Origin of the sequence: Streptomyces ficellus, from assembly GCF_009739905.1 — a bacterium.
Lineage (GTDB): Bacteria > Actinomycetota > Actinomycetes > Streptomycetales > Streptomycetaceae > Streptomyces > Streptomyces ficellus_A.
On the sequence record NZ_CP034279.1, the window covers coordinates 4,420,836 to 4,444,854 of the forward strand.

Annotated in this window: 21 protein-coding genes; 16 read left to right on the forward strand and 5 right to left on the reverse strand. The window is 72.3% G+C overall.

The window, feature by feature from the left end:
• Positions 1-70: 70 nt before the first annotated feature.
• Together EIZ62_RS19830 and EIZ62_RS19835 are read right to left on the reverse strand one after the other, a co-directional pair.
• Positions 71-931 (reverse strand): immunity 49 family protein, encoded by an 861-nt coding sequence (locus tag EIZ62_RS19830; RefSeq protein WP_244375824.1) that lies wholly within the window; start codon positions 929-931, stop codon positions 71-73.
• Positions 931-3,783, reverse strand: a complete 2,853-nt coding sequence (locus EIZ62_RS19835; RefSeq protein WP_156693987.1) for a hypothetical protein — start codon at positions 3,781-3,783, stop codon at positions 931-933. The genes EIZ62_RS19830 and EIZ62_RS19835 overlap by 1 nt, the downstream gene beginning before the upstream one ends.
• A gap of 97 nt (positions 3,784-3,880) precedes the next feature.
• Here EIZ62_RS19835 and EIZ62_RS19840 point away from each other — a divergent pair, with 97 nt between their 5' ends.
• The 4 genes from EIZ62_RS19840 (at position 3,881) to EIZ62_RS19855 (ending at position 8,411) form a co-directional block, all read left to right on the forward strand.
• Positions 3,881-4,990 (forward strand): CapA family protein, encoded by a 1,110-nt coding sequence (locus tag EIZ62_RS19840; RefSeq protein ID WP_156693988.1) that lies wholly within the window; start codon positions 3,881-3,883, stop codon positions 4,988-4,990.
• Positions 4,991-5,075: 85 nt separating this feature from the next.
• Entirely contained in the window at positions 5,076-5,936 is an 861-nt protein-coding gene (locus EIZ62_RS19845; RefSeq protein WP_156693989.1) for an LLM class F420-dependent oxidoreductase, read from the forward strand.
• Positions 5,937-6,068: 132 nt separating this feature from the next.
• Positions 6,069-7,667, forward strand: a complete 1,599-nt coding sequence (locus EIZ62_RS19850) for an ABC-F family ATP-binding cassette domain-containing protein (RefSeq protein WP_156693990.1) — start codon at positions 6,069-6,071, stop codon at positions 7,665-7,667.
• Between the two features lie 48 nt (positions 7,668-7,715).
• Positions 7,716-8,411 carry an aspartate/glutamate racemase family protein gene (locus EIZ62_RS19855; protein ID WP_156693991.1) on the forward strand — a complete coding sequence of 232 codons (696 nt, stop codon included), beginning with the start codon at positions 7,716-7,718 and terminating at the stop codon, positions 8,409-8,411.
• Between the two features lie 124 nt (positions 8,412-8,535).
• On the opposite strand, the gene EIZ62_RS19860 is transcribed toward EIZ62_RS19855, so the two are convergent.
• Positions 8,536-9,429 carry an RNA polymerase sigma factor SigF gene (locus EIZ62_RS19860; protein WP_156693992.1) on the reverse strand — a complete coding sequence of 298 codons (894 nt, stop codon included), beginning with the start codon at positions 9,427-9,429 and terminating at the stop codon, positions 8,536-8,538.
• Positions 9,430-9,669: 240 nt separating this feature from the next.
• Here EIZ62_RS19860 and EIZ62_RS19865 point away from each other — a divergent pair, with 240 nt between their 5' ends.
• The 6 genes from EIZ62_RS19865 to EIZ62_RS19885 all read left to right on the forward strand — a co-directional run bounded on the left by EIZ62_RS19865 (position 9,670) and on the right by EIZ62_RS19885 (position 14,911).
• On the forward strand, positions 9,670-10,038 hold the full coding sequence (locus EIZ62_RS19865) for an STAS domain-containing protein (RefSeq protein ID WP_156693993.1): 369 nt from the start codon (positions 9,670-9,672) through the stop codon (positions 10,036-10,038).
• 148 nt (positions 10,039-10,186) lie between these two features.
• Positions 10,187-10,768, forward strand: a complete 582-nt coding sequence (locus EIZ62_RS19870; protein ID WP_156693994.1) for an ATP-binding protein — start codon at positions 10,187-10,189, stop codon at positions 10,766-10,768.
• Between the two features lie 127 nt (positions 10,769-10,895).
• On the forward strand, positions 10,896-11,591 hold the full coding sequence (locus tag EIZ62_RS19875) for a peptidase (RefSeq protein WP_156693995.1): 696 nt from the start codon (positions 10,896-10,898) through the stop codon (positions 11,589-11,591).
• A gap of 4 nt (positions 11,592-11,595) precedes the next feature.
• Positions 11,596-12,411 carry a COG1470 family protein gene (locus tag EIZ62_RS32505; RefSeq protein WP_244375826.1) on the forward strand — a complete coding sequence of 272 codons (816 nt, stop codon included), beginning with the start codon at positions 11,596-11,598 and terminating at the stop codon, positions 12,409-12,411.
• Complete coding sequence (locus tag EIZ62_RS19880; protein WP_244375828.1) at positions 12,408-13,478, forward strand: neocarzinostatin apoprotein domain-containing protein; 1,071 nt, start codon at positions 12,408-12,410, stop codon at positions 13,476-13,478. The genes EIZ62_RS32505 and EIZ62_RS19880 overlap by 4 nt, the downstream gene beginning before the upstream one ends.
• Before the next feature lie 14 nt (positions 13,479-13,492).
• The gene (locus EIZ62_RS19885; RefSeq protein WP_156696503.1) at positions 13,493-14,911 is read left to right on the forward strand and encodes a hypothetical protein; all 1,419 of its coding nucleotides are present in this window, start codon (positions 13,493-13,495) and stop codon (positions 14,909-14,911) included.
• 70 nt (positions 14,912-14,981) lie between these two features.
• Here EIZ62_RS19885 and EIZ62_RS19890 read toward each other — a convergent pair whose 3' ends face one another.
• The gene (locus tag EIZ62_RS19890) at positions 14,982-16,481 is read right to left on the reverse strand and encodes a peptide MFS transporter (RefSeq protein WP_156693997.1); all 1,500 of its coding nucleotides are present in this window, start codon (positions 16,479-16,481) and stop codon (positions 14,982-14,984) included.
• 486 nt (positions 16,482-16,967) lie between these two features.
• On the opposite strand from EIZ62_RS19890, the gene EIZ62_RS19895 reads away from it, so the two are divergent.
• Together EIZ62_RS19895 and EIZ62_RS19900 are read left to right on the forward strand one after the other, a co-directional pair.
• Complete coding sequence (locus EIZ62_RS19895) at positions 16,968-17,645, forward strand: response regulator transcription factor (protein WP_156693998.1); 678 nt, start codon at positions 16,968-16,970, stop codon at positions 17,643-17,645.
• Positions 17,646-17,693: 48 nt separating this feature from the next.
• Positions 17,694-18,971: an ATP-binding protein gene (locus tag EIZ62_RS19900; protein ID WP_156693999.1), complete on the forward strand. Its 1,278-nt coding sequence runs from the start codon at positions 17,694-17,696 to the stop codon at positions 18,969-18,971.
• Here EIZ62_RS19900 and EIZ62_RS19905 read toward each other — a convergent pair.
• Positions 18,968-19,489, reverse strand: coding sequence for a GtrA family protein (locus EIZ62_RS19905; protein WP_156694000.1), 522 nt, complete (start codon positions 19,487-19,489; stop codon positions 18,968-18,970). The two genes, EIZ62_RS19900 and EIZ62_RS19905, sit on opposite strands and share 4 nt — an antisense overlap.
• Before the next feature lie 138 nt (positions 19,490-19,627).
• Between EIZ62_RS19905 and EIZ62_RS19910 the strand changes: the two genes are divergently transcribed.
• The 4 genes from EIZ62_RS19910 to EIZ62_RS19925 all read left to right on the forward strand — a co-directional run bounded on the left by EIZ62_RS19910 (position 19,628) and on the right by EIZ62_RS19925 (position 24,015).
• Positions 19,628-20,746 carry a 5-(carboxyamino)imidazole ribonucleotide synthase gene (locus EIZ62_RS19910; protein ID WP_244376243.1) on the forward strand — a complete coding sequence of 373 codons (1,119 nt, stop codon included), beginning with the start codon at positions 19,628-19,630 and terminating at the stop codon, positions 20,744-20,746.
• The gene (purE, locus tag EIZ62_RS19915) at positions 20,743-21,267 is read left to right on the forward strand and encodes a 5-(carboxyamino)imidazole ribonucleotide mutase (protein ID WP_156694002.1); all 525 of its coding nucleotides are present in this window, start codon (positions 20,743-20,745) and stop codon (positions 21,265-21,267) included. The genes EIZ62_RS19910 and purE overlap by 4 nt, the downstream gene beginning before the upstream one ends.
• An 8-nt stretch (positions 21,268-21,275) precedes the next feature.
• Positions 21,276-22,448 carry a dipeptidase gene (locus EIZ62_RS19920; RefSeq protein WP_244375830.1) on the forward strand — a complete coding sequence of 391 codons (1,173 nt, stop codon included), beginning with the start codon at positions 21,276-21,278 and terminating at the stop codon, positions 22,446-22,448.
• A gap of 490 nt (positions 22,449-22,938) precedes the next feature.
• Complete coding sequence (locus tag EIZ62_RS19925; protein WP_156694004.1) at positions 22,939-24,015, forward strand: dipeptidase; 1,077 nt, start codon at positions 22,939-22,941, stop codon at positions 24,013-24,015.
• Positions 24,016-24,019 lie beyond the last annotated feature (4 nt).

A 24,019-nucleotide genomic window follows, 5' to 3' on the forward strand; every position in this document is an offset into this window, starting at 1 on the left:
TCGTCACCCACCCGGGGCAGCGCCGACGGCCTGCCGCCACCCCCTGCGAGGCCGCCGCCGTCCGCGACGGTCACGTGGCGAACTCGCCTGCCCAGGAACCCCTCAACAGGTGCTTCGGCAGGTACTCCGACTCGACCTCGACCGGGAAGCCGGCGTCGTGGGCGAAGCACGCCACGGCGAGCGGTCCGACGGCGACGAAACCATCACTGTCCTGAGCGCGCTCGGCGTCCGCCGTCCAGAACTCCTTGTGCCACGTGAGGGCGTCGACGAGCGAGTCGTTGAAGCGCTCCTGATCACCGGTCACGAACCGGTGGAACAGATCGATGGGCGGCCAGAGGATCTTCGACAACAACTCGGGTCCCGCGATCGAGGCGGCTCCCGGTGCGGCACCGCGAGCCGCCTCCACCAGCTTCTGGCCCACGTCCCCGCGCCCCAACCAGTAGGACTGCAACGTCTCGATCCAGGAGTAGACATACTCGTCGTAGACCGAGCCGGACTCGCGCAGCAGCGATATGGGTACCTGACACAGCGCGTCCAGACGCTTCTTGTCGCGGCAGATGACTGCCAGCCAGAAGGCGGTGACCCAGTTGCCCGCATCCACCCACGGCTGCGGGCCGGTCGCCGGGACCGTACGCATCTCGTGGTGGATGCGTGACTCCACGCTCGCCGCGGACGTCGCGGCCGCCGCGAACATGGCGGAGCCGGACTGCATGGCCGTGACCCACACCTCCCAGGTCTCCAGCCACTCGGCCGTGGGATCGGCGACCGTCCTGGCTCGCGCCAGGATCAGCGACGAACTCATCGCGTCCGCAACGGCCTGGGGGGACTCGTCCAGATCCTCCAGCGCCCAGACGGTGCCCCGGTCGAGGACCGGCTCACGCCCCGGGAGGTTGTCCGTACGGATGTCGTGGCGGGGGACGACGATAGCCACTAGCGCCCTTCCCTGTAGAGGTCGAAGTACTGAAGTTTCGCTCCAGCATATGTTCCGGTGTGTTCATTCGCGTGGACGAGGACGTACTGCACCTTCTTCTTTCGAAGTGCCCGCCCCATCTCTTCCGCAATTCCCTTGTCGGGGTCACCGCGCTTGAGCATTTCTTGCAGAATTGTCCGGACGTACTCGATGGTTCCCTGCTTGACCATCTTTTCGCTCTCGATTCCTGCACCCTGACGCCAGTCGAGTGTCCCACCAGGTGCCTTCGCCTCGACAATGACGAAGTCACCCTTTCCATCATCGAGGCGGTACAACTGATCAAATCTTCTCGACCCGTTTCCCGTCTCCATGAGCGGCACTTCTCTGGTGTTCTCGAAGACCTCGGGAACCGCGTGCAGTCGTGCCGCACCCTCGCCAAGCCGCTCACCGATCTTGGTGTTGTTGGCCCGGTCGCCCATGGCCGTGCGCGCGTTCTCCAGCGCTTCCACATTTTCAGGGGTCGGATCACTGTCGTAGGCCCGTTGGGCATTGCCGAGATCGAGGTAGGCCCGGTGGGCTTCGGCCAGATCGTCGAGTTCACCGGCGACGTCGTTCCTGATCGAGTCCAAGCCGACGTTCACCGGCTTCAACCGGTAGTACTCACGGTCCGCGTGCGGAAGATTGCTTGTCGCGACCAGTCGCCCGTCGGGCAACTCCTTCAGAATGGGCAGCAGCTGCCCATCCACGTATCTGTCGGCACTCCTGCGATGGAAGCGAGCGTCGTAATGCGCCGCGCGCCACACCGGGTCCTCGTTCGCCAGACGCACGTGCTCGTCCTGAATCCGCTTCATCTCCTCGGCGGACCGGCTCACCGGCTGATCGCCGGCATCGTCCCCCGCGCCGCTGGTGGCCGGCTGGGCGTCGGGCGGGGCTCCGTCGTTGATGCGGGGGGCGTCGTCCACGCCCTCGGCGGCCTCGTCCAGGGCGCCCAAGCCAGGGGTGTCGGGGCGAGCGTTGACGGGTGTGCCGTGGTCGGCGGCGGGACCACCATGGCCGGTGCCGTTGGTCGCCGAGCCGCCGCCGGTATCGCGGGCACCGCCCGTGGGAGGGATGTCCGAGCGGTCGCCCGGGCCCGGGCCGGCGCCGTGCCGGTCCCCACGGCCCGCACCGGAACTCTCCACCGCGTTGGTCGGTATACGGTCGCCGGCGCCTCCGCCACCGGCAGGCTCCGCGCCCTCCGAGCCGCCGTCCAGACGGCCGCCGTCCGCGCCCTCCCCCACGCGGGCCCCCGCACCCACCAGAGCCGGTTGTCGGGCGGCGGGCGCGGCGGCCGGGCGGGCCTCCCGGTGGGCGTCGTCGGCGCGTTGCAGCAGCGTGCCGTCGGCGGCGTGGAGGTCGCCGCGGGGCGTCAGGTACACGGTGGCGCCCTTGGCGTCGGTGTACCGGAGCGTGCCCTCTGGGAGGGCGAGGGTGCCGTCGGTGACCCTGAGGGTGCCCTCCGGTACCGGGACCGATCCCGGCGGGGCCGGGGTGTCGGCCGGGAGGCGGACGACGCCGCCGCCGAAGTCGGCGGAGCCCGGCGGGACCGGGGTGCCGTCCGCGAGGCGGACCGTGCCCGGGGGGACCGCGACGACGCCCGGGGGGACCGCCGCGCCGGGCGGCAGGCGTAACGTTCCGTCGGGCAGGACGGAGGCCCCGGCGGGGAGCTGAACCGTGCCGGGCGGGAGCGTCACGTCGACGTGCCCGAGGCCCCGGAGGCCGGTCATCACGTCACCGATCTTCCGCACGCTCGCCGCGGCGCCCTTGAAGAGGTACGTCCCCGGGTCCAGGGCCCGCCCGGCCCTGCCCGCGAACGAGATCGCCTTGGCCGCGGCGCTCGCCCTGCCCGCGGTGGACACCGCCCCGCCGGCCCCGGCCGTGAAGACGGTGCTGAACACGTTGAAGGTGACCGAGCCGCCCGCACGCCCGGGGTTCTCCTGCCACTGGTCCCAGGCCACGAAGGCCTTGCCCGCCTCCTTCATCGCGGTACGGGAGTCCCGCAGCCAGGCCGGAAGCTCGTCGTCCTCCGCCGACGCGTACAGGGCGCCCGCGATCGGGGTGGCGCTGATCGCCACTCCCGTGGCCACCATGCCCAGGCCCTTCCACGCCTGGCCCGCCTCGTCCCAGCCATGGGTGCCGACCAGCGTGCCCAGGCTGGTGACCGTGCCCCACACGCCGTCGACGAAGAAACCCTCGAAGAAGTCACCCGTGTGCTCCCAGACCTGCCAGCCGGGGGTCGACTCGGCGACCGCGTCGCCCCACGGCAGACTCTCGACCTGCTTGAGCGTCTCCGCGTCGTAGCCGTACATCCCCTGCTGGTGGGAGCCGTCGTCGACCTTCAGCGGCGGGCCGCCCACCAGCGCCACGATCTTGTCGTGGCAGGCCCGTTCGGCGGCCTGGAACCGGGCCCAGACCTCGGCGATCTCGTTGCGGCGGTCGAGGTTCTCCTCGATCAGGTCGTCGTCCTCGCGCCACTTCTCGTCGCCGGCGACCCTCGTACGGAAGTCCCGCGCCGCCCGGCGCAGCTCGTCGAGCCGCCGCACCAGCGGACGGATGTCGTCGGCGTACGTCCCCAGCGCCCCCGCGACCACGCACAGGTCCGAGCCGACCTCAAGTGCCCTGTCCTGGACCGGCTGCGTCGTGGCGAACAACTGGTCCGCCTCGGGCGCCCTGTAGAAGGCCCGTAACCCGCCGAAGGACGTGTGGACGTCCCCGGCGGCGGTCGAGATCTTCACACCCGCCATGGACAACGCCTTGACCTTGGCCGCCAGTTGCGCCTCGTCGCCGGTGAACTCCGGCACCTCGGCCGGGTCGACCGGCGCGTCGCTGCTCATTCTTCCCCCCGATCGATCATGTGTACGGGTATGACTATCAATCCCGTCATCACACGTGCAATCGGCAATCACGCCACTTTCGGCCTACCGTGGAGGCATGACCGCACCCGCGGTGACCCTGTTCCTGTGCGGCGACGTGATGCTCGGCCGCGGGGTGGACCAAGTCCTGCCCCACCCGGGCGACCCGGCCCTGCGCGAGGGCTACATCCGGGACGCGCGGGCGTACGTGGAGCTCGCGGAGGCGGCGCACGGGCCGGTGTCGTGGCCCGTCGCACCGGCGTGGCCGTGGGGGGACGCCCTGGCCGTCCTGGACCGGGCGCGGCCGGACGTGCGCGTGGTGAACCTGGAGACGAGCGTCACAGCCGACGGGACGTTCGCAGCCGGGAAGGAAGTGCACTACCGCATGCACCCGGGGAACCTGCCCTGTCTCACCGCCGTCCGGCCCGATGTGTGCGCCCTGGCCAACAACCACGTCCTCGACTTCGGCCGGCCCGGGCTCGAGGAGACGCTCGACGCGCTCGCCGGAGCCGGCCTCAGGGCCGCCGGCGCCGGACGCGACGCGGACGAGGCATGGCGGCCGGCCGTCGTCGACCTGGGCGACCGCCGCGTCGTACTGGTCGCCTTCGGGACGGAGTCCAGCGGCATCCCGCCCGGCTGGGCCGCAACCGGAGACCGCCCCGGCGTCGCCTTCCTGCCCGCGCCGACGTACGAGGCGGCCGCCGCGGTCACCGACCGGATCCGCGCCGTCCGGCGGCCCGGCGACGTGGTGGTCGCCAGCGTCCACTGGGGCTCGAACTGGGGCTACGGCGTCCCGCGCGACCACGTCCGGTTCGCACACGCCCTCGTCGACGGCGGCGTCGACATCGTGCACGGGCACTCCTCGCACCACCCCCGCCCCCTGGAGCGGTACCGGGGCGGTCTCGTCCTGTACGGCTGCGGCGACCTCGTCGACGACTACGAGGGCATCACCGGCTACGAGCACTACCGCGACGACCTCCGGCCGCTGTACCTCGTCACCGCGGAGCCCGGCTCCGGCCGCCCGCCGGGCGTACGGATCGTGCCGATGCAGGCCCGCCGGATGCGCCTGCGGCACGCCTCCCGCGCGGACGCCGAGTGGCTGCGGGCCACGCTGGACCGCGTCAGCCGCGGGTTCGGCGTACGCGTCGCCCTCGACGCCGCCGGCGGGCTCGTCGTAGACTCCCGCTGAACCCCCAACTCCCGCTGCGACAGCAGCAGCCCACAGCCTGCCGGCCGACCCGGCAGGCTTTTCGTCGTGCCTGAAGGAGACGCCCGTGAAGCTCGGTCTCACCTGCCCCCGGTTCATCTGGCCCGGCGGCGACGCCGCCATCGCCTCCCGGTTCGCGGACGTCGCGCGCGGCGCGGACGACGCCGGCCTCGACAGCTTCTGGGTGATGGACCACCTCTTCCAGATACCGAACTTCGGCGCCGCCGAGGACCCCATGCCGGAGGCGTACAGCCTCCTGTCGTACGCCGCCGCCCTCACCCGCCGCGTCACCCTCGGCACACTCGTCACCTGCGTCACCTACCGCGAGCCCGGGCTGCTGCTGAAGCAGGTCACCACCCTCGACGTCCTGTCGGGCGGGCGGGCCGTGCTCGGCATCGGCGCCGGGTTCCACGAGGACGAGCACCGCGGCCTCGGTTTCCGGCTGCCGCCGCTCGCCGAACGGTTCGAGCGACTGGAGGAGACGCTGCGCATCGCCAAGCGCATGTGGAGCGCCGAGGACACCCCGTACGAGGGCGCCCACTACCGTCTCGCCCGCACCCTCAACTCACCGCAGTCGCTCTCCCGGCCCCACCCGCCCATCCTCATCGGCGGCAGCGGCGAACAGAAGACCCTCCGGCTGGTCGCCCGCTACGGCGACGCCTGCAACCTGTTCCTCGGCGCCGACGTCGCACACAAGCTGTCCGTCCTGCGCGCGCACTGCGAGACGGAGCGGCGTCCCTACGAGGCGATCGAGAAGACGCTCCACATGCGCGTGCCGGACGGCCAGTCCGTGGCCGAGAGCGTCCAGCGCTGCGGCGAACTCGCCGAGCAGGGCGTCGACCACGTCATCGTCGCCCTGCCCGATCCGTCCACCGACGCCTCCCTCACGCACCTGGCCGAACTCTCCCGGCAGGTGCGCGCCGAGTGAGCCGGTAAAGGAGATGCGGCCGGCGGCGGCCGTTCCGTACCCTGGCCGCATGTCTACGCCCCGGATCTCCTAGCTCAGGACGCACGCCCCACGCCACCCGTGTGTCCTTCTGCTCATCCGGAGCGTCAACTCATGCTCACCCTTCGTGGTGCCGACGTGCGCGTCGGCGCCCGGCTGCTGCTGGCCGGCATCTCCTTCCACATCGCGCCCGGCGACCGTATCGGCCTGGTCGGCCGCAACGGCGCGGGCAAGTCCACCCTCATGAAGATCCTGGCGGGACGCGAGCGCCCCGCCGCCGGCGACCTCGTCGTCACGGGCTCGGTCGGCCACCTCGCGCAGGACCCGCGCGCCGCCGACCCCGCCGCCACCGTCACCGACCGCATCCTGTCCGCGCGCGGCCTCGACCGGGCGGTACGCGACCTGCGCGCCGCCGAAACCGCCCTGGCGGGCGCCTCCGCGACGGACCTCGACCGCGCCATGGCCGCGTACGCCCGCGCCGACGCCGAGTTCCAGACGCGCGGCGGGTACGGGGCCGAGGCCGAGGCCGCGCGGGTCGCCGCCGGACTCGGGCTGCCCGACCGCGTCCTGGACCGGCCCGTGGGCGAACTGTCCGGCGGGCAGCGGCGCCGGGTGGAGCTCGCCCGGATCCTGTACTCCCGGCACGACACCCTGCTGCTCGACGAGCCGACCAACCACCTCGACGCCGACTCCGTCGACTGGCTGCGCGGCTTCCTCGCCGGACATCCCGGCGGCCTCGTCCTCGTCAGCCACGACACCGACCTGCTCGCGGCCACCGTCAACCGCGTCTTCCACCTCGACCCGCACCGCGCCGCCCTCGACGTCCACAACACCGGCTGGCCGGCCTACCTCGCGCAGCGCGCCGCCGACGACCGGCGACGCGCCCGCGAGCGGGCCAACGCCGAACGCAAGGCGTCCGCGCTGCGCACCCAGGCCGACCGGATGCGCGCCCACGTCGCCACCGCGACCGCCGCCAAGAACATGGCGCGCCGCGCCGACCGGATGCTGGCCGCCCTGGAGCCCGCCCGCCGCGGTGACAAGGTGGCCCGCATCCGGCTCCCCGAGCCGGCGCCCTGCGGCCGGACGCCGCTCGGCGCGGTGTCCCTGACCAAGGCGTACGGCACCCACCAGGTCCTCACCGGCGTGGACCTGGCCGTCGACCGGGGCAGCCGCCTGGTGGTCCTGGGCCACAACGGCGCGGGCAAGTCCACGCTCCTGAAGCTCCTCGCCGGCCACGAACAGCCCGACTCGGGACGCGTCGTGCCCGGCCACGGACTGCGGCTCGGCTACTTCGCCCAGGAGCACGACACCCTGGACCCCGCCCGTACGGTCCGCGAGAACCTGGCGGGCACCGCCCCGCACCTGACGGACGGTGAAGTGCGCCAGGTACTGGGCGCGTTCCTGTTCGGCGGTGACGACGCCGACAAGCCGGCCGGCGTCCTGTCCGGCGGCGAGAAGACCCGCCTCTCCCTCGCCGGCCTGGTCCACTCCGGCGCCAACGTCCTCCTCCTGGACGAGCCGACGAACAACCTGGACCCCGCCTCCCGCGCCGAGGTCCTCACGGCCGTGTCCGCCTACCCCGGCGCCATCGTCATGGTCACCCACGACCCCGCCGCCGTCGAGGCGCTGCGCCCCGAGCGGGTCCTGCTCCTCCCGGACGGCGACGAGGACCTGTGGAGCGCCGACTACGGCGATCTCGTCGCACGGGAGTGACCCGGGGCAGCGGGACGGAGGACGACACCGCCGTGGCAACCTGGCCCGATGAAGACCATCGGACTGATCGGCGGCATGAGCTGGGAATCCAGCGCCGAGTACTACCGGCTGCTCAACCAGCTCGTGCGCGAGCGCCTCGGCGGGCTGCACTCCGCCCGCTGCATCCTGCACTCCGTCGACTTCGCCGAGATCGAGCGGCTCCAGGTGTCGGGCGAGTGGGAGCAGGCGGGGGAGGTGCTCGCCGAGGCCGCGCGGGGGCTGGCCGCGGCCGGGGCGGACCTGCTGCTGATCTGTACGAACACCATGCACAAGGTGGCCGGGCAGGTGCGGGACGCCGTGCCCGTGCCGCTGCTGCACCTCGGGGACGCCACCGCCGAGGCGGTGCGCGCGGCGGGGCTGAAGACCGTCGGGCTGCTGGGGACCGCGTTCACCATGGAGCAGACGTTCTACCGCGACCGGCTGGCCGAGCACGGGCTCACGGTCCTGATCCCCGAGGCCCGGGAGCGGGCCGAGGTGCACCGGATCATCTACGAGGAGCTGTGCCTCGGCGTCGTCGAGGACGGCTCCCGCGCCGCGTACCGGAGGGTCATCGACCAGCTGGTGGCCGACGGCGCGGAGGGCGTCGTCCTCGGGTGCACCGAGATCGAGCTGCTGATCGGGCAGGAGCACAGCCCCGTGCCGGTGTTCCCCACCACCCGGCTGCACGCCGAGGCCGCCGTCACCGCCGCCCTGTCCGGTACGTGAGCCCGGCCCCGCCGTCGTGAAGCGCGCGGGAGGAACGCGGGAGGAACGCGGGAGGAACGCGGAAGGGCCCGTCCCTCGGCGGGGCGGGCCCTTCCGCAGGCCGGCGGAGGCGGCTGCACGACGGTCACTCGTCGAGGGTGAGACCCTTGCGGAGTTTGCCCAGCGTGCGGGAGAGCAGACGGGAGACGTGCATCTGCGAGATGTTGAGCTCCTCGCCGATCTCCGACTGCGTGAGTCCGGCGACGAAGCGCAGGGAGAGGATCTTCCGGTCGCGGGCCGGGAGCGAGGCGATCAGCGGCTTGAGGGACTCGATGTACTCGATGCCCTCCAGCCCGTGGTCCTCGTAGCCGATGCGGTCCGCGAGCGCGCCCTCGGTGTCGTCGTCCTCGGGCTGGGCGTCGAGCGAGCTGGCCGTGTAGGCGTTGCTCGCCGCCATGCCCTCGACGACCTCCTCCTTGGTGATCCCGAGCTTGTCGGCCAGCTCCGCCACGGTGGGCGAGCGGTCGAGCTGCTGGGCCAGTTCGTCCCCGGCCTTCGCGAGGTCGAGGCGGAGTTCCTGGAGCCGGCGCGGGACGCGCACGGACCAGGAGGTGTCGCGGAAGAAGCGTTTGATCTCTCCGACGATGGTTGGCATCGCGAAGGTGGGGAACTCGACCCCTCGGCTGAGTTCGAAGCGGTCGATGGCCTTGATGAGACCGATGGTGCCGACCTGGATGATGTCCTCCATCGGCTCACTGCGGGAGCGGAACCGGGAGGCGGCGAACTTGACGAGGGCGAGGTTGAGTTCGACGAGCGTGTTGCGGACGTACGCACGCTCGTGCGTCCCTTCCTCGAGGGTCTCGAGGCGTGCGAAGAGCGTCTTCGACAGGGCCCTCGCGTCGAGCGGTTCGACTTCGTCGTACCGGGGGATGTCGGGCAGACCGAGAGCGTCGGTCTCGAACTGCTCGGCGTCGATCTGGTGGGGCGGAGTTGCCGACGGCGCGTCCTGGGTACGCGTTTCGTCGAGCCGGGGTGACATGGTCTCCTCCATCGTTCTCGGCATATGGCCGCCGGTGCCCAAAGAATGTGGCTGCGGTGTGCGGCGCCTCCAAAGCCGGCCGTGTTGGTTGTGTCCCTACTAGCCCTACCCGCTTCGCACGGATCGTTGCAAGTGTCAATTGTCCCATATGCCCGGCTTGTGGTTAAGTCCTGACTACCGACCGCCGTTCAGAAGGCGTAGGGTTCTACCGACTCAACGGCATCGGCGAAGAGGGGCGGCATGGACCGCGGGACGGTCGGCAGCGCGAATCAGGGCCGGCTCAAGGTCGGGGTCCGGACGGAGGGCCGCAGCGAGGTCCTCACTCCGGCGGGTGAGCTCGATCACCACACCGCCGAGCTGCTGCGCGAGCCGCTGGACGCTGCGCTCGAACAAGGGCGCACACGCTTGGTGATCGACTGCTCGCAGCTCGCGTTCTGCGACTCCACCGGGCTCAACGTGCTGCTCGGGGCGCGCCTGAAGGCGGAGGCCTCGGGCGGCGGGGTGCACTTGGCGGGGATGCAGCCCGTGGTGGCCAGGGTGTTCGAGATCACCGGCGCGGAGGCGGTCTTCACCGTCCACGACTCGCTGGAAGCGGCACTCGCCGACTGACGCGACAAAGCGGGTGTTGTCCCGGATCGGCCGGGCAGAAGAATCCCGCGGCAACTGTACGGAGGGGCTCCACACTCTCTGTGACGGCCTGGTGGCTGCCCTGTGACGACGTAATGGCGACTTGGTGAATCGGTGAGGTGAAGCGCTGATGGGTACGACCCAGCAGCAACCGCCGAGCGATCTCGGCCCCCAGCCGGAGGGCTCCGGTCTCGGTGTCGGTGCCTCCGCTCCGGCTGCCTCCACCACGTCCACCGCGCCGGAGGTGAGGTCCGACATGTCAGGTGCGCCGTCCGGGGCGAGTCCCGGGGCGACGCCCGCGGGGCGCCGGACGCGGCAGCTCTCGCTGGGCAGTGCCAGCGGGATCGTTCCGCTCGCCCGGGACTTCACGAGGCAAGCGCTCTACGACTGGGGCTGGCTCCCCGCGGCCACCGCCGACCGGCGGGCCGCCGCGGAGGACGTCCTGCTCGTGGTCTCCGAACTCGTCACCAACGCGTGCCTGCACGCCGAGGGTCCGGAGGAGCTGCGCGTCTCCCTCGACTCCAAGGTGCTGCGGCTCGAGGTCGAGGACCGCGGCGCCGGTCAGCCCGCGCCGCGCAATCCGCACCAGGCCGGCCGGCCGGGCGGGCACGGCATGTTCATCGTGCAGCGCCTCTGTCTGGACTGGGGGGTCGTCCGCTCGGACGGCATGCCCGGCAAGACGGTCTGGGCGGAACTGGCGGCACCCGCCTGACCGGCGGGCGTCCCTGAGCGGTGGTGGAGCACGGCGATATGCCGTGCTCTTTGTCTTCCCTCCCCAAGGTCCCGGGCGTACCTTGTGCACCGATCTGATGAGCCGTCAGACATTGGGGTGATGCGAGGTGTCGTACCGGAAGCGGACAACTCCGGCGCTGGCGGCGGCAGTCGCGGGCGGGGTGGTGCTGATGGCGGCCCCCGCCGCCCACGCCACCGTCGTGGACGTCGACTACGCGTGCCGAACGCCGATCGGGCCCAAGGGTGCCGTGTCGCCGATCGACATCACGAGCGTCAGGAGCGGCAGCGGCTACCGGCTGACGATGACGTTCCGCAAGGGCGTCTCCTCCAGCCCGGTCGAGCTGGGCAAGGGCGCCATGAACCCGAGCGCGGTGATCAAGGTCGGTGGCGCGGACGGCGGGACGCTGACCGTGACCGGACCGGCCAACACCCAGGCCATCCCCGCCAACACCCCCATCAAGATCAGCGACTTGACGGGGACCTACAAGCCCCGCAAGAGCGGCAAGGTCACCTTCACGGCCGGGGTCCTGACCATCAAGGCGCTCGGTACGACGACGACGTGCACGCCCAAGAACAACCCGAAGCCGTCACTGGAACTGGACGTCACGGCCACCGGTTCCGGCACAGGCACCGGCACCGGTACGGGCACAGGAACGGGCACGGGCACAGGCACGGGCGACGACGAACTGCCCAGGACCGGCCCACTCGACTCGGCCGTGGCGCTCGGCACGCTCGGCGGCACCGTACTGCTCACGGGCACGGCCGGGGCGCTGTGGCTGACCCGCCGGGCCCGCCGGGCGTGACCGCGTGCGCGCCGGCGTCGTGGCCGCCGTACTCGCCGCCCCGGTGTGCGCCGGCCTGACGGCACCCGCCGCCTCCGCCGTACCCACCACCTCCGCCTCCGCCTCCGCCTCACCCGCCCCCGGGCCCGTCACGGCCGGGGGCCGGCCGTACCTCTACCTGGAGGGCCCGCCCGGCACCGTCCTGGAAGACACCCTGACGCTCACCAACCCCGGCAAGGCGCCGCTCACGCTGCGGCTGCGCGCCACCGCGCCATGGGTCACCTTCGCCGCAAACCCGGTGACCGTGCCGCCCCGCACCCGCGCCGACGTGCCGTTCTCCGTCACGGTCCCGCCCGACGCCCCGCCCGGCGACCGCACGGGCACCCTGCGCGCCGGGGACGGCGTGACCGTGCCGGTACGGCTGCGGGTCGGCGGCCCGCGACTCGCGGCGCTCACCGTCGAGGACGTCCGCGTCACGGGCGACAGCATCCGCTACGCGCTGGTCAACCGCGGCAACACCGTCCTCGCCCCGCGCCTCGCGGTCCGGGCCGAGGGCCTCTTCGGCGAGGTGCTGCGCCGCGCCGAACGCCCGCTGCGGCTGGAACTGCGGCCCGGGCGGCGGGCCGAACTCACCGAACCGTGGCCCGGCCCCGAACGCCCGGCCCTGGACCGGGTCACCGTCCGGCTGGACGCCACGGCCGGGGAGGGCGCGCGAGGGGCGGCCGCGGCGACGCGGACGTTCGTCACACCGTGGGCGCCGGCCGTGCCGGCCGCGGCGGTGGCGGCGGGCGCGGTGACGTGGTGGACCCGGCGGCGCCGGGCGAGGGGGTCGGAGACGTGAGGGCGCGGGCGGGGGCGTACCGGTGGGCCGTGGTGGCCGCACTGCTGGCGTGCGTGTTCGCCGGGCTCGCCGCACCGGGCGGCCACGCCTCCGACGGGCGCCCTGGCGTCACGCTCTCCCGCCCCGAGGCGGCCGGGGGCACCGTGATCACCGTCACCGGAACCGGCTGGCGCCCCAAGGCGCTGCTCACGCTCCTGGTGTGCGGCCAGAACATGGCGGGCGGCACCAACGCGTGCGCCAACGCCGACGGGCGCGCCGTCACCACCGACGCGGCCGGTCGGTTCGCCAGGAGTCTGCCGGTCACCGCCCCGCCGAAACCCTGCCCGTGCGTCGTCCACGTGGCCACCGTCACCGGCGACCCGGCCACCGCCGACGCCGCCCTGCGGATCACCGGCCACCCGGTGGCGCCCCTGCCGGAGGCGACCGGCGGCGGCAGGCTCGCCGTGCTGGCGGCCACCCGGCTCGAGGGGTCGAGCGGTGTCCTCGTGTGGTTCGGCGCCCCGGCCCGCCGCCGGCTCGTCCTCACCGTCGGCAACCTCGGTACGGCCCCCATCAAGGACCCGGTCTTCCAGGTCGGCACCGCCCACGGCGTGTTCGCCCCGCAGTGGGAGGAGCGGCAGTGGCGCGGCACCGTCCAGCCGGGCCGCAGGGCGCTGGTGGAGCTGCCGGTCCAGCTGACGGCGGGCGCGCACGGCGACTACCAGGTCTCGGTGAAGTACGGCGGCAAGGTGCTGGCCGAGCAGCCGTGGCGGGTGGGGCGGCCCTGGGGCGTGACGCTGTTCTGGGCGCTGCTCGCCGTGGTCGTCCCGGCGGCCCTGTACCGCGCCGGCATGGCGGTCGTGGACCGCGTACGCCCCGGCCGCGCACCCGGCCCCGGGACGAGCCGCCGCCGCCACGGTCACGTCCGAAGCCAAGGACGGCCGTCGCCCCCGGGCCGGTCCCACCGTGCCGGGCGCCGCCGCGCCGGGCCGTCGGCCGGACCTCCCGCCCAGCCGGTGAGCCTGCCCTGGTTCACCCCGGACTCCGCACCGTCAGAGAACCGACCCACGACGAAGGGACATTCGTGAGCAGGCAACGGAGGATGAGCGCGGCCGGTGTCGCGCTGATGCTCGGCGGCGCGGGGATCCTGCTGGCCGCGGGACCCGCCGAGGCGGCCGAGGTGTCGTACCGCACCGAGTGCGTCCCGCCCCCCATTTCCGGTCTGCCGCCGGTGCAGGGCACGACGAAGGTGCTGGTCACCGCGCCGGCCGAGGCGAAGGTCGGCGACGAGGTGGAGGTGGTGTGGAAGACGGTCGAGGCCGCGTCCAAGAACCCGGACATCCTCGACCTGGACAAGGACACGGTCAAACCCACCGGGACGCTGAAGGTCGCGGGCGCGCAGACCGCCGACCTGGCGATGGAGGGCCCGCGGCAGAACCCGCCGATCCCCAAGAACAGCCCGATGGTGCTGCCGGACATGAAGGGCACGCTGAAGCTGACGGCGGCGGGCGAGGTCACGCTGACGCCGGGCGCGTACTCCATCAACGTCTCCAAGCCGCTGTCCACGGACACCAAGTGCGCGCCGAAGGAAGCGGTGCGGCCCTCCGCGACGATCAAGGTCACGGAAGCCGGCGGCGGCACGTCGGGCGGTACGACGACGAGCGGCGGTACGGACTCGGGCGGGACAACGACGAGCGGCGGTACGACGTCGGGCGGTACGGACTCGGGCGGGACGACCATGAGCGGGGGCACCACCGCGGGCGGCACGACGACGGGCGGCACGACCACCGGTGGCACGACGTCGTCCGGCGGGAGCACGGGCGGCGGTACGGGCGGCAGCACCGGCGGCGGGGGCGGGCCGACCGACTTCGAAGGCAAGGAGGTCTCCGTCGCGTACGCCTGCAAGACGCCCATCGGGGACAAGAACGCCACGTCACCGGTGAAGATCAACGCCAAGCGCGGTGGCGGGAGCTACGACCTCACCGTGAAGTTCTCGAAGTCGGTGATGGACAGTCCGGCCGACATCCCCGCCGACTCGGTCAAGCCGTCCATGGAGGTCAAGCTGGGCGGCGCGGACCAGGGCTTCGTCCACGTCGAGGGACCCGCCAACAAGGAGCCGATCAAGGCGGGTGCCCCCATCGCGGTCCCCGACCTCACCGGCACCTACAAGCCCGGCGCCACCGGCAAGGCGACGCTCAGCCCGGGCGTCCTCACGGTCAAGGCGCTCGGTACGACGACGACGTGCACCCCGCCCGCGAACGTCCAGGTCTCCCTGGAGCTGGACACCTCCGCCCAGCCGGGCGGCGCCTCGGGCGGGTCCGGCACCGGCGGGAGCACGTCCGGCGGGTCCGGCACCGGCGGCACAGGAGGCACAGGCGGCGGCGGTTCCGGCGGCGGGCTCGCCGACACCGGTGCCGAGGACGGCGGCGCCCTGCGCGCCCTCGCGCTGGTCGCCGGTACGGCGCTCCTGCTGGGCGGCGCGGTGTTCACCTTCACGCCCCGGCGGCTGCTGAGGCGCTGACGGTACGGCGAAGGGCCGCCGCCCCGGACGGATCCGGTGCGGCGGCCCCTTCAGCGGCGTCGTACGCGCGTCAGTGCACGCCACCCATGAGCGGCTGCACCTTGCGGCGGTACATGAAGATCGCGACACCGGCGATCACCGCGAGGGCGCCCTGGCTGGCGAACCACCAGGTGGTGTCGGTCGGCGCGCCGACCAGCTGGAGCAACGCGATGACCGAGTCACCGGCGGTGACGGCCAGGAACCAGACGCCCATCATCTGCGACGCGTACTTCTGCGGGGCGAGCTTCGTCGTCAGGGACAGGCCGACCGGGGAGAGGGTCAGCTCACCGACGGTCTGGATGAGGTAGACGGCGGCCAGCCACAGCGGGGTGACCTTCACACCGCCGGCGGACGCGGCCTGGGCGAGCATCATCACGAAGAACGACGCACCGACCAGGACCAGGCCCTGGGTGAACTTGACCAGCGTGCTGGGCTCCTTGCCGCGGCGGGCCAGCGCCACCCACAGCCAGGCGAAGACCGGTGCCAGCGCCATCACGTACAGCGGGTTCAGCGACTGGAAGTAGCTGGCGGGGAAGTCCCAGCCGAGCAGCGACAGGTCGGTGTTGTGCTCCGCGAACAGGCTCAGCGTCGAGCCGGTCTGGTCGTAGATGCCCCAGAAGACGGCGGCGGCGACGAAGAACCAGACGTACGCCGACATCCGGGACCGCTCGACCGGCTCCAGGTCGCTGTCGCGCTTGATGCGGATCAGGTACCAGGCGGGGAGCACCAGGCCGAGGATGGTCAGCGGCCACAGCACCCAGTCGATGCTCAGCTTGCCGGAGAAGCCGACGAAGCCGTACGCGACGGCCGCCACGGCCAGCCAGACGAGGACCTTCTTGATGAGGCCGGCGCGCTCGGTGTCCGACAGCGGGGCGGGCACCTGGCTGGACTCGGGCGCCAGGTTGCGGAAGCCCAGCAGGAAGAACGCGAGACCCAGCGCCATGCCGACACCGGCCATGGCGAAACCGAGGTGCCAGTTGACCTTCTGGCCGACCAGGCCGATCGACAGCGGGGCGGCGAAGGCACCGAGGTTGATGCCCATGTAGAAGATCGTGAAGCCGCCGTCCCGGCGCGGGTCGTTCTTGTCCCGGTAGAGGTGGCCGACCATCGTGGAGATGTTGGCCTTCAGCAGGCCGGAACCGGCGGCGATGAACGCCAGACCGATGAAGAAGGAGATCTCCATCGGCAGGGCCAGCAGGAAGTGGCCGATCATGATGATCGTGCCGGAGATGGCCACCGTCTTCCGCGCGCCCCACACGCGGTCGCCGAACCAGCCGCCCGGCAGCGCGAGCAGGTAGACCATCGCGTTGTAGACGGAATAGATGGCGACGGCGGTCGCCGTGTCGAAGCCGAGACCACCCTTGGCGACCGAGGCCGACAGGTAGAGCACGAGCAGCGCGCGCATGCCGTAGAAGCTGTAGCGCTCCCACATCTCGGTCATGAAGAGATTGGCCAGACCGCGGGGGTGGCCGAGGAACGTCTTCTCCGGGCCGGCGGTACTGGCCGAGTTCCTCGTCAGGCTGGACGCCATGGTCGATCCTTGCTCGCTCGGGACGCGCTGCGCTTCGTGAGCGGTCACGCGCCCGGTGGGGGGCGGCCGGCACCGGCACGGGCTCCGCCCCACCACCCCACGCCCACGGGGGGTCCGCCCGTACGGAGTACGGAGCGGGGGAACAGTCCGCACCGGGATCCACGCCCCGGACATGTCATCACGCCACGGGGCCCGGCCCACAGGTCGTTCACTGTCGCGGTGCCGGCCGTGGCCGGCTCCACGCAGAAAGAGACCCTTGGCGCGAAGTGGGCCAAAGGTCCCCGGATAGTGCATCAGGCGTCTCGCCACCATACGACACGACAGGGCGGCATATGGAAGGACTTGAGAGATGGATCACAGGTGTCGCTGGAACCAACAGCGCTGATTCCAAGGTATTCACCAGGATGTCATCCCACACTCGTAGGTCATGACGATCATCGTGCGATCTGCCGACCGGCCTGGTCGGGGGCGGACTACCATCACCCCATGACCCGTGTACTGCTCGCCGAGGACGACGCATCCATCTCGGAACCGCTGGCCCGCGCCCTGCGGCGGGAGGGTTACGAGGTCGAGGTGCGGGAGGACGGACCCAGCGCGCTCGACACCGGGCTCCAGGGCCACGTCGACCTGGTCGTACTGGACCTGGGGCTGCCGGGCATGGACGGGCTGGAGGTCGCCCGGCGGCTGCGCTCCGACGGGCTCACCGTGCCGATCCTGGTCCTGACGGCCCGCGCCGACGAGGTCGACACCGTTGTCGGGCTGGACGCGGGCGCCGACGACTACGTCACCAAGCCGTTCCGCCTCGCCGAGCTGCTCGCCCGCGTCCGGGCGCTGCTGCGGCGCGGCGCCAGCGAGCCCGCCCCGGCGCCCTCCACGCACGGCGTGCGCATCGACGTCGAGTCCCACCGCGCCTGGATGGGCGACGAGGAGCTCCAGCTCACCGCCAAGGAGTTCGACCTGCTGCGGGTCCTCGTCCGCGACGCGGGCCGGGTCGTCACCCGCGACCAGCTGATGCGCGAGGTGTGGGACACCACCTGGTGGTCGTCCACCAAGACCCTCGACATGCACATCTCCTGGCTGCGCAAGAAGCTGGGCGACGACGCCGCGAACCCCCGCTACATCGCCACTGTGCGCGGCGTCGGCTTCCGCTTCGAGAAGAGCTAGGCACCGCCGACACCGGCACCGCAGAGACAGGCACTGAGAGCAGGCACCGTGCGCCGCCGACTGATCAACTCCACGCTCGCCGTGGTCCTCGTCGTCATCGCCGTCTTCGGGGTCTCCCTCGTCATCGTCGAGACGCGCACCATCAGCAGCAGCGCCCAGGAGAGCGTGGACTCCGAGGCCGTCCGGCTCGTCAGCATCGTCGAGAGCCGGCTCGTCGGCGGCGAACCCGTCAACCCCGGCATCCTCGCCCAGCAGAGCGGCGCCAAGCGGTACGCCCTGATCGAGATCCCCGGCCGCGGCCCCATCGAGATCGGCGAACGGCCCGACGGCAGCGTCATCCGGGGCACCGCCGACGGCAAGCGCGGCGAGAAGGTGACCGTCGAGGAGTCGCGCTCCACCGTCACCGCCGAGGTCGGCCGCACCCTCCTGATCATCGGCGCCGTCGCACTGCTCGCCGTGATCGCCGCGGTCCTCCTCGCCGTACGCCAGGCGAACCGCCTCGCCTCGCCGCTCACCGACCTCGCCTCGACCGCCGAACGGCTCGGCTCCGGCGACCCCCGGCCCCGCCACAAGAGGTACGGCGTGCCGGAGCTGGACCGGGTCGCCGACGTCCTCGACGCCTCCGCCGAGCGCATCGCCCGGATGCTGACCGCCGAGCGGCGGCTGGCCGCCGACGCCTCGCACCAGCTGCGCACGCCGCTGACCGCGCTGTCGATGCGGCTGGAGGAGATCTCCGAGACCGACGACCCGGCGACCGTCAAGGAGGAGGCGCACATCGCGCTCACCCAGGTCGAGCGACTCACCGACGTCGTCCAGCGGCTCCTGACCAACTCGCGCGACCCGCGCACCGGCTCGGCGATCGCCTTCGACCTCGACCAGGTCGTCAAGCAGCAGATCGAGGAGTGGCGGCCCGCCTACCGCAGCGAGGGCCGGGCGATCGTACGGTCGGGCAAGGTCGGCATGCGGGCCGTCGGCACCCCGGGCGCGGTCGCCCAGGTGCTGGCCGCGCTGATCGAGAACTCGCTGATGCACGGGGGCGGCACGGTCGCCCTGCGCACCCGCGTCACCGGCAACCAGGCGGTGGTCGAGGTGACGGACGAGGGCCCGGGCGTACCGCCGGACCTCGGCGCGCGGATCTTCGAGCGGACCATCAGCGGCCGCAACTCCACCGGGATCGGCCTGGCCGTCGCCCGCGACCTCGCCGAGGCGGACGGCGGACGGCTGGAGCTGCTCCAGCAGCAGCCGGCGACCTTCGCGCTGTTCCTCAGCCGCGAGGCGCGCGGCCGCAAGGACGAGGCCGCCGACGAGCCCCCGACGGTCCGCTAGCGCGGGGCGACCGGCTCGCCGGCCCGCTCGGACTCGTGCCGCCGCTGCTCCAGGAACGATTCGGCGGCCGTCACGGCCTCGGGGCCCGGAAGCGTACGGAAGACCCAGGTGCGGTACGACCAGAAGCGGAACAGGGTGGCCACCCCGATGCCGAAGAACTTGAAGAAGTTGTTCTGCAGCGGGCTGTCCCAGCCCATCCCGTACGTCGCCGCGTACAGCACGCCGTTCTCGATGACCAGCCCGACCAGGCTGAACAGCAGGAACAGCGTCAGCTCCCTCGTCCGGCCGCTCTTGTCGCGGTCCCGGTACGTGAAGTAGCGGAAGCCGACGTAGTTGAACGCGATGGCGATGACCGTCGCGAGCAGGCTGGCCCGGACGACCGGGAGCTCCGTGGTGTGCCGCACCAGGTTGAAGACCGCCATGTTGACCAGCAGCCCGAGGCCGCCGACGACGCCGAATTTGGCCATCTCACGGACGAGCTGGTCCAGCCGCACCCGCAGTGCGCCTCGTTCACTCATGGTGATCTTTCAGCCCCGTCCGGTCGATTCGGTCAACCAAGCCATGCTAACCACCCGCCCGTGGCCCCGCTCGGGGACGGAGGAAGGCCCGCCCGCGGGGCCGGATACCCTGAGAGGGTGACGTTCCCGGTAGTAGGCATGGTGGGCGGCGGTCAGCTCGCCCGAATGACCCACGAGGCGGGTATCCCCCTCGGCATCAAGTTCAAGCTCCTCAGCGACTCCCCACAGGACTCCGCGGCCCAGGTGGTGAGCGACGTCGTCATCGGCGACTATCGCGACCTGGACACGCTGCGTGAGTTCGCACGCGGCTGCGACGTGATCACGTTCGATCACGAGCACGTGCCGACCGAGCACCTGAGGGCCCTGGAGGCGGACGGCATCCCCGTCCGGCCGGGGCCCGACGCGTTGGTGCACGCCCAGGACAAGGGGGTGATGCGCGCCAAGCTCGACGAGATCGGCGCACCCTCCCCCCGCCACCGCATCGTGGCCGACCCCGCCGACGCGGCGGCCTTCGCCGCGGAGACCGGCGGCTTCCCGATCATCCTGAAGACGGTGCGCGGCGGGTACGACGGCAAGGGCGTCTGGTTCGTCCGCTCCGAGGACGAGGCCCGCGACCCGTTCCTGGCGGGCGTGCCGGTCCTCGCGGAGGAGAAGGTCGACTTCGTCCGCGAGCTGGCGGCGAACATCGTCCGCTCGCCCCACGGCCAGGCCGTGGCGTACCCCGTCGTCGAGTCCCGCCAGGTCGACGGCGTCTGCGACACGGTCATCGCCCCGGCGCCCGACCTGTCGCCGGACCTGGCCGGCCAGGCCCAGGAGCTGGCGCTCCGCATCGCCAAGGAACTGGGCGTCGTCGGCCACCTCGCCGTCGAACTGTTCGAGACCCGCGACGGCCGCATCCTCGTCAACGAGCTCGCGATGCGCCCCCACAACTCGGGCCACTGGACCCAGGACGGCGCGGTCACCTCGCAGTTCGCCAACCATGTGCGGGCCGTGCTCGACCTGCCCCTCGGCGACCCCCGGCCGCGCGTCAGGTGGACCGTCATGAGCAACGTGCTGGGCGGTGACTACCCCGACATGTACCGGGCCTACCTGCACTGCATGGCCCGCGACCCCCAGCTCAAGATCCACATGTACGGCAAGGACGTGAAGCCCGGCCGCAAGGTGGGACACGTCAACACCTACGGCGACGACCTCGACGACGTGCTGGACCGCGCCCGTCACGCCGCCGACTACCTGCGAGGAACGATCACCGAATGAGCAGCCCCCTCATTGGCATCGTCATGGGCTCCGACTCCGACTGGCCGGTCATGGAGGCCGCGGCCGGCGCACTCGACGAGTTCGAGATCCCCTACGAGGTCGACGTCGTCTCCGCGCACCGGATGCCGCACGAGATGATCGCCTACGGGGAGAACGCCGCGGGCCGGGGCCTCAAGGCGATCATCGCGGGCGCCGGCGGCGCCGCGCACCTGCCCGGCATGCTCGCCTCCGTCACGCCCCTGCCCGTCATCGGCGTGCCCGTCCCGCTGAAGTACCTGGACGGCATGGACTCCCTCCTGTCCATCGTCCAGATGCCCGCCGGCGTCCCGGTCGCGACCGTCTCGGTCGGCGGCGCGCGCAACGCGGGCCTCCTCGCGGCGCGCATCCTCGCGAGCGCCGACCCCGACCTGCTCGCCCGCATGGCCGACTTCCAGAAGGAGCTGAACGACCAGGCCACCGAGAAGGGCAAGCGGCTGCGGGCGAAGGTCGAGGGCTCGGCGTCGTTCGGCTTCGCCAGGTGACGGGGCACGTGGAGCAGGCGCGCGAGCTCCTCGCCGCGCATCCCGTCGTCGACGGCCACAACGACCTGCCCTGGGCGCTGCGGGAGCACGCCGGCTATGACCTGGACCGCCTCGACGTCGCGGCCGACCAGACGGGCCGGCTCCACACCGACATCCCCCGGCTGCGGGCCGGCGGGGTCGGCGCCCAGTTCTGGTCGGTGTACGTACGCACCGGCATGTCCGGCGACGACGCCGTCAGCGCGACCCTGGAGCAGATCGACTGCGTCGACCGGCTCCTCGCCCGCCACCCGGCGGACCTGGCGCTCGCGCTGACCGCCGACGACATGGAGGCGGCGCGGGCCTCGGGCCGGATCGCGTCACTGAAGGGCGCCGAGGGCGGCCACTCCATCAACAACTCCCTCGCCACCCTCCGCGCCCTGTACGCCCTCGGGGTCCGCTACATGACCCTGACCCACAACGACAACGTCCCGTGGGCCGACTCCGCGACCGACGCCCCGGGCGTCGGCGGCCTGTCCGCCTTCGGCCGCGAGGTCGTACGCGAGATGAACCGGCTCGGCATGCTGGTGGACCTCTCGCACGTCGCCGACACCACGATGCGGGACGCCCTCGCCACGTCCGAGGCGCCGGTGATGTTCTCGCACTCCTCCTCCCGGGCGGTGTGCGACCACCCCCGCAACATCCCCGACGACGTCCTCGCCCTCCTCCCCGGCAACGGCGGCGTCGCCATGGTCACGTTCGTCCCCAAGTTCGTCCTCCCCGCCGCCGTCGAATGGACCAGGCGGGCCGACGAGAACATGCGGGCGCACGGCTTCCACCACCTGGACACCACCCCCGAGGCGATGCAGGTCCACACGGCGTTCGAGGCGGCCCACCCCCGCCCCGTCGCCACCGCCGCCACGGTCGCGGACCACCTCGACCACATGCGTGAGGTCGCCGGCGTCGACCACCTCGGCATCGGCGGCGACTTCGACGGCACGGCGTTCACCCCGGCGGGCCTGGACGACGTGTCGGGCTACCCGAACCTGATCGCGGAGCTCCTGCGCCGCGGCTGGTCCCGTACGGACCTGGCCAAGCTGACCTGGCAGAACGCGGTCCGGACCCTGCGCGACGCGGAGGCCGTGTCCCGGTCGCTGTCGTCCCGGGCGCCCTCCACGGCGACGCTCGCGTCCCTGGACGGCTGACGCGCTCGGGTGCGGTGCGGGTCGGTCGCCTGCCGGTGGGTGGTGGGCCGCGGCCCCTCCGGGCTCACCTCCTCGGCGCCGGCGGCCTTGGGTCGCACGTAAGGGAGCCGCACCAGCGCCGCCAACGCCTGCGGGGGCGACCCTGCACGGCCGCGGCCCGGGTCGTGTCCCGGCTGTCGGCCGGATTCACTGCCGGTGCGGTCGCTCGGGGCGTACGCCGTCCACGGGCCGGTTGCGATTGACCGCGGCGCGGAGGGGCCGTGCAGGGTCGCCCCCGCAGGGGATCGGCGGCATGAAACGGCGCCGAGAGTACGGGGGTGCCCCGCCGACCCCGAGGAGGTGAGCCCGGAGGGGCCCCGACCGTACCCACCGGGCGCAACCGACCGTGCTCACCCGAACGCAGTACGCCGCCGCGACCCCCGTACCGGCCCGTGCCACCGTTGCCGTATCGAACAACGGCTCGTCGTGACACCCGGAGCGGAGCTCCCCCATGGCAGACCTTCAGGACCACCCGTACGCAGACCCCTCCGCGATCGGTGACGTCGACGAACCGCCCGACGGGCTCGCCGAGGCGCTCACCCCGGCCGAGGTCGACATCGAGCGGGCCCGCGTGCTGCTCGCCGCGCAGCTGGTCGTGGACGGTCACAACACGCTCGCCCAGGAGCTGGACCGTACGCACTGGCACGACCTCCAGCACGGGTCGACGCTCCTCGACACCGACATCCCCCGCATCCGCGCCGGTGGCGTCGGCGCGCAGTTCTGGTCCCTGCGCGTACCGCCCGGCCCGATGGCCGTGCAGGAGACGCTGGACCGAATAGACGCGGTCCGTACGCTCATCGCGTCCTGCCCGGAGGCCCTGCGGCTGGCGCTGACCGCCGCCGACATGGTCGAGGCCCGCGACTGCGGCCGTATCGCGTCGCTCCTCGGGCCCGTGTCGGGCACCGCCCTCGGTGACTCGCTGGGCACCCTGCGGGCCTACCACGCGCTCGGCGTCCGCAGCGTCCTGATCGCCGGTACGGCCTGGGCGTCGGGCCCCGACGGCCTGACGCCGTTCGGCGAGGAGGCGGTCCGCGAGATGAACCGCCTCGGGGTGCTCGTGGATCTCTCGGGCGCCTCGGAGGCCACCATGGACCGGGTGCTGGAGGTATCGAAGGCGCCGGTGATCCTCTCCCACTCGGCGGCCGGGGCGCTGACCCCGCACTCCGCCAACGTCCCGGACGACATCCTGGGCCGGCTGCGCGCCAACGGGGGTGTCTGCATGGTGAGCTTCGCCCCTGACCAGGTCACGCGCCGCGCCGACCAGCCGGCGACCCTGTGGGACGTGGCCGACCACGTCGAGCACGTCCGCGAGGTGGCCGGGCCGGAGGGCGTGGGGCTGTCGGGTTCGTACGGCATGACGAACGACGCCCCGCACACCATCGGCCTGGAGGACGCGTCCTCCTACCCGAACCTGATCGCCGAACTGCTGCACCGGGACTGGTGCGAGGCCGACATCGCCGGGCTGACCTGGGGAAACGCGGCACGGGTGGTGCGCGAGGCGGCGGACGCGGCGCAGCCCGCGGCGTAACGCG

Coding starts and splice junctions, on each gene's coding strand:
- EIZ62_RS19835 (WP_156693987.1), bottom strand. CDS start 3,783: ATGAGCAGCGACGCGCCGGTCGACCCGGCCGAGGTGCCGGAGTTCACC.
- EIZ62_RS19840 (WP_156693988.1), top strand. CDS start 3,881: ATGACCGCACCCGCGGTGACCCTGTTCCTGTGCGGCGACGTGATGCTC.
- EIZ62_RS19850 (WP_156693990.1), top strand. CDS start 6,069: ATGCTCACCCTTCGTGGTGCCGACGTGCGCGTCGGCGCCCGGCTGCTG.
- EIZ62_RS19855 (WP_156693991.1), top strand. CDS start 7,716: ATGAAGACCATCGGACTGATCGGCGGCATGAGCTGGGAATCCAGCGCC.
- EIZ62_RS19860 (WP_156693992.1), bottom strand. CDS start 9,429: ATGTCACCCCGGCTCGACGAAACGCGTACCCAGGACGCGCCGTCGGCA.
- EIZ62_RS19865 (WP_156693993.1), top strand. CDS start 9,670: ATGGACCGCGGGACGGTCGGCAGCGCGAATCAGGGCCGGCTCAAGGTC.
- EIZ62_RS19870 (WP_156693994.1), top strand. CDS start 10,187: ATGGGTACGACCCAGCAGCAACCGCCGAGCGATCTCGGCCCCCAGCCG.
- EIZ62_RS19885 (WP_156696503.1), top strand. CDS start 13,493: ATGAGCGCGGCCGGTGTCGCGCTGATGCTCGGCGGCGCGGGGATCCTG.
- EIZ62_RS19890 (WP_156693997.1), bottom strand. CDS start 16,481: ATGGCGTCCAGCCTGACGAGGAACTCGGCCAGTACCGCCGGCCCGGAG.
- EIZ62_RS19895 (WP_156693998.1), top strand. CDS start 16,968: ATGACCCGTGTACTGCTCGCCGAGGACGACGCATCCATCTCGGAACCG.
- EIZ62_RS19905 (WP_156694000.1), bottom strand. CDS start 19,489: ATGAGTGAACGAGGCGCACTGCGGGTGCGGCTGGACCAGCTCGTCCGT.
- EIZ62_RS19910 (WP_244376243.1), top strand. CDS start 19,628: ATGGTGGGCGGCGGTCAGCTCGCCCGAATGACCCACGAGGCGGGTATC.
- purE (WP_156694002.1), top strand. CDS start 20,743: ATGAGCAGCCCCCTCATTGGCATCGTCATGGGCTCCGACTCCGACTGG.
- EIZ62_RS19925 (WP_156694004.1), top strand. CDS start 22,939: ATGGCAGACCTTCAGGACCACCCGTACGCAGACCCCTCCGCGATCGGT.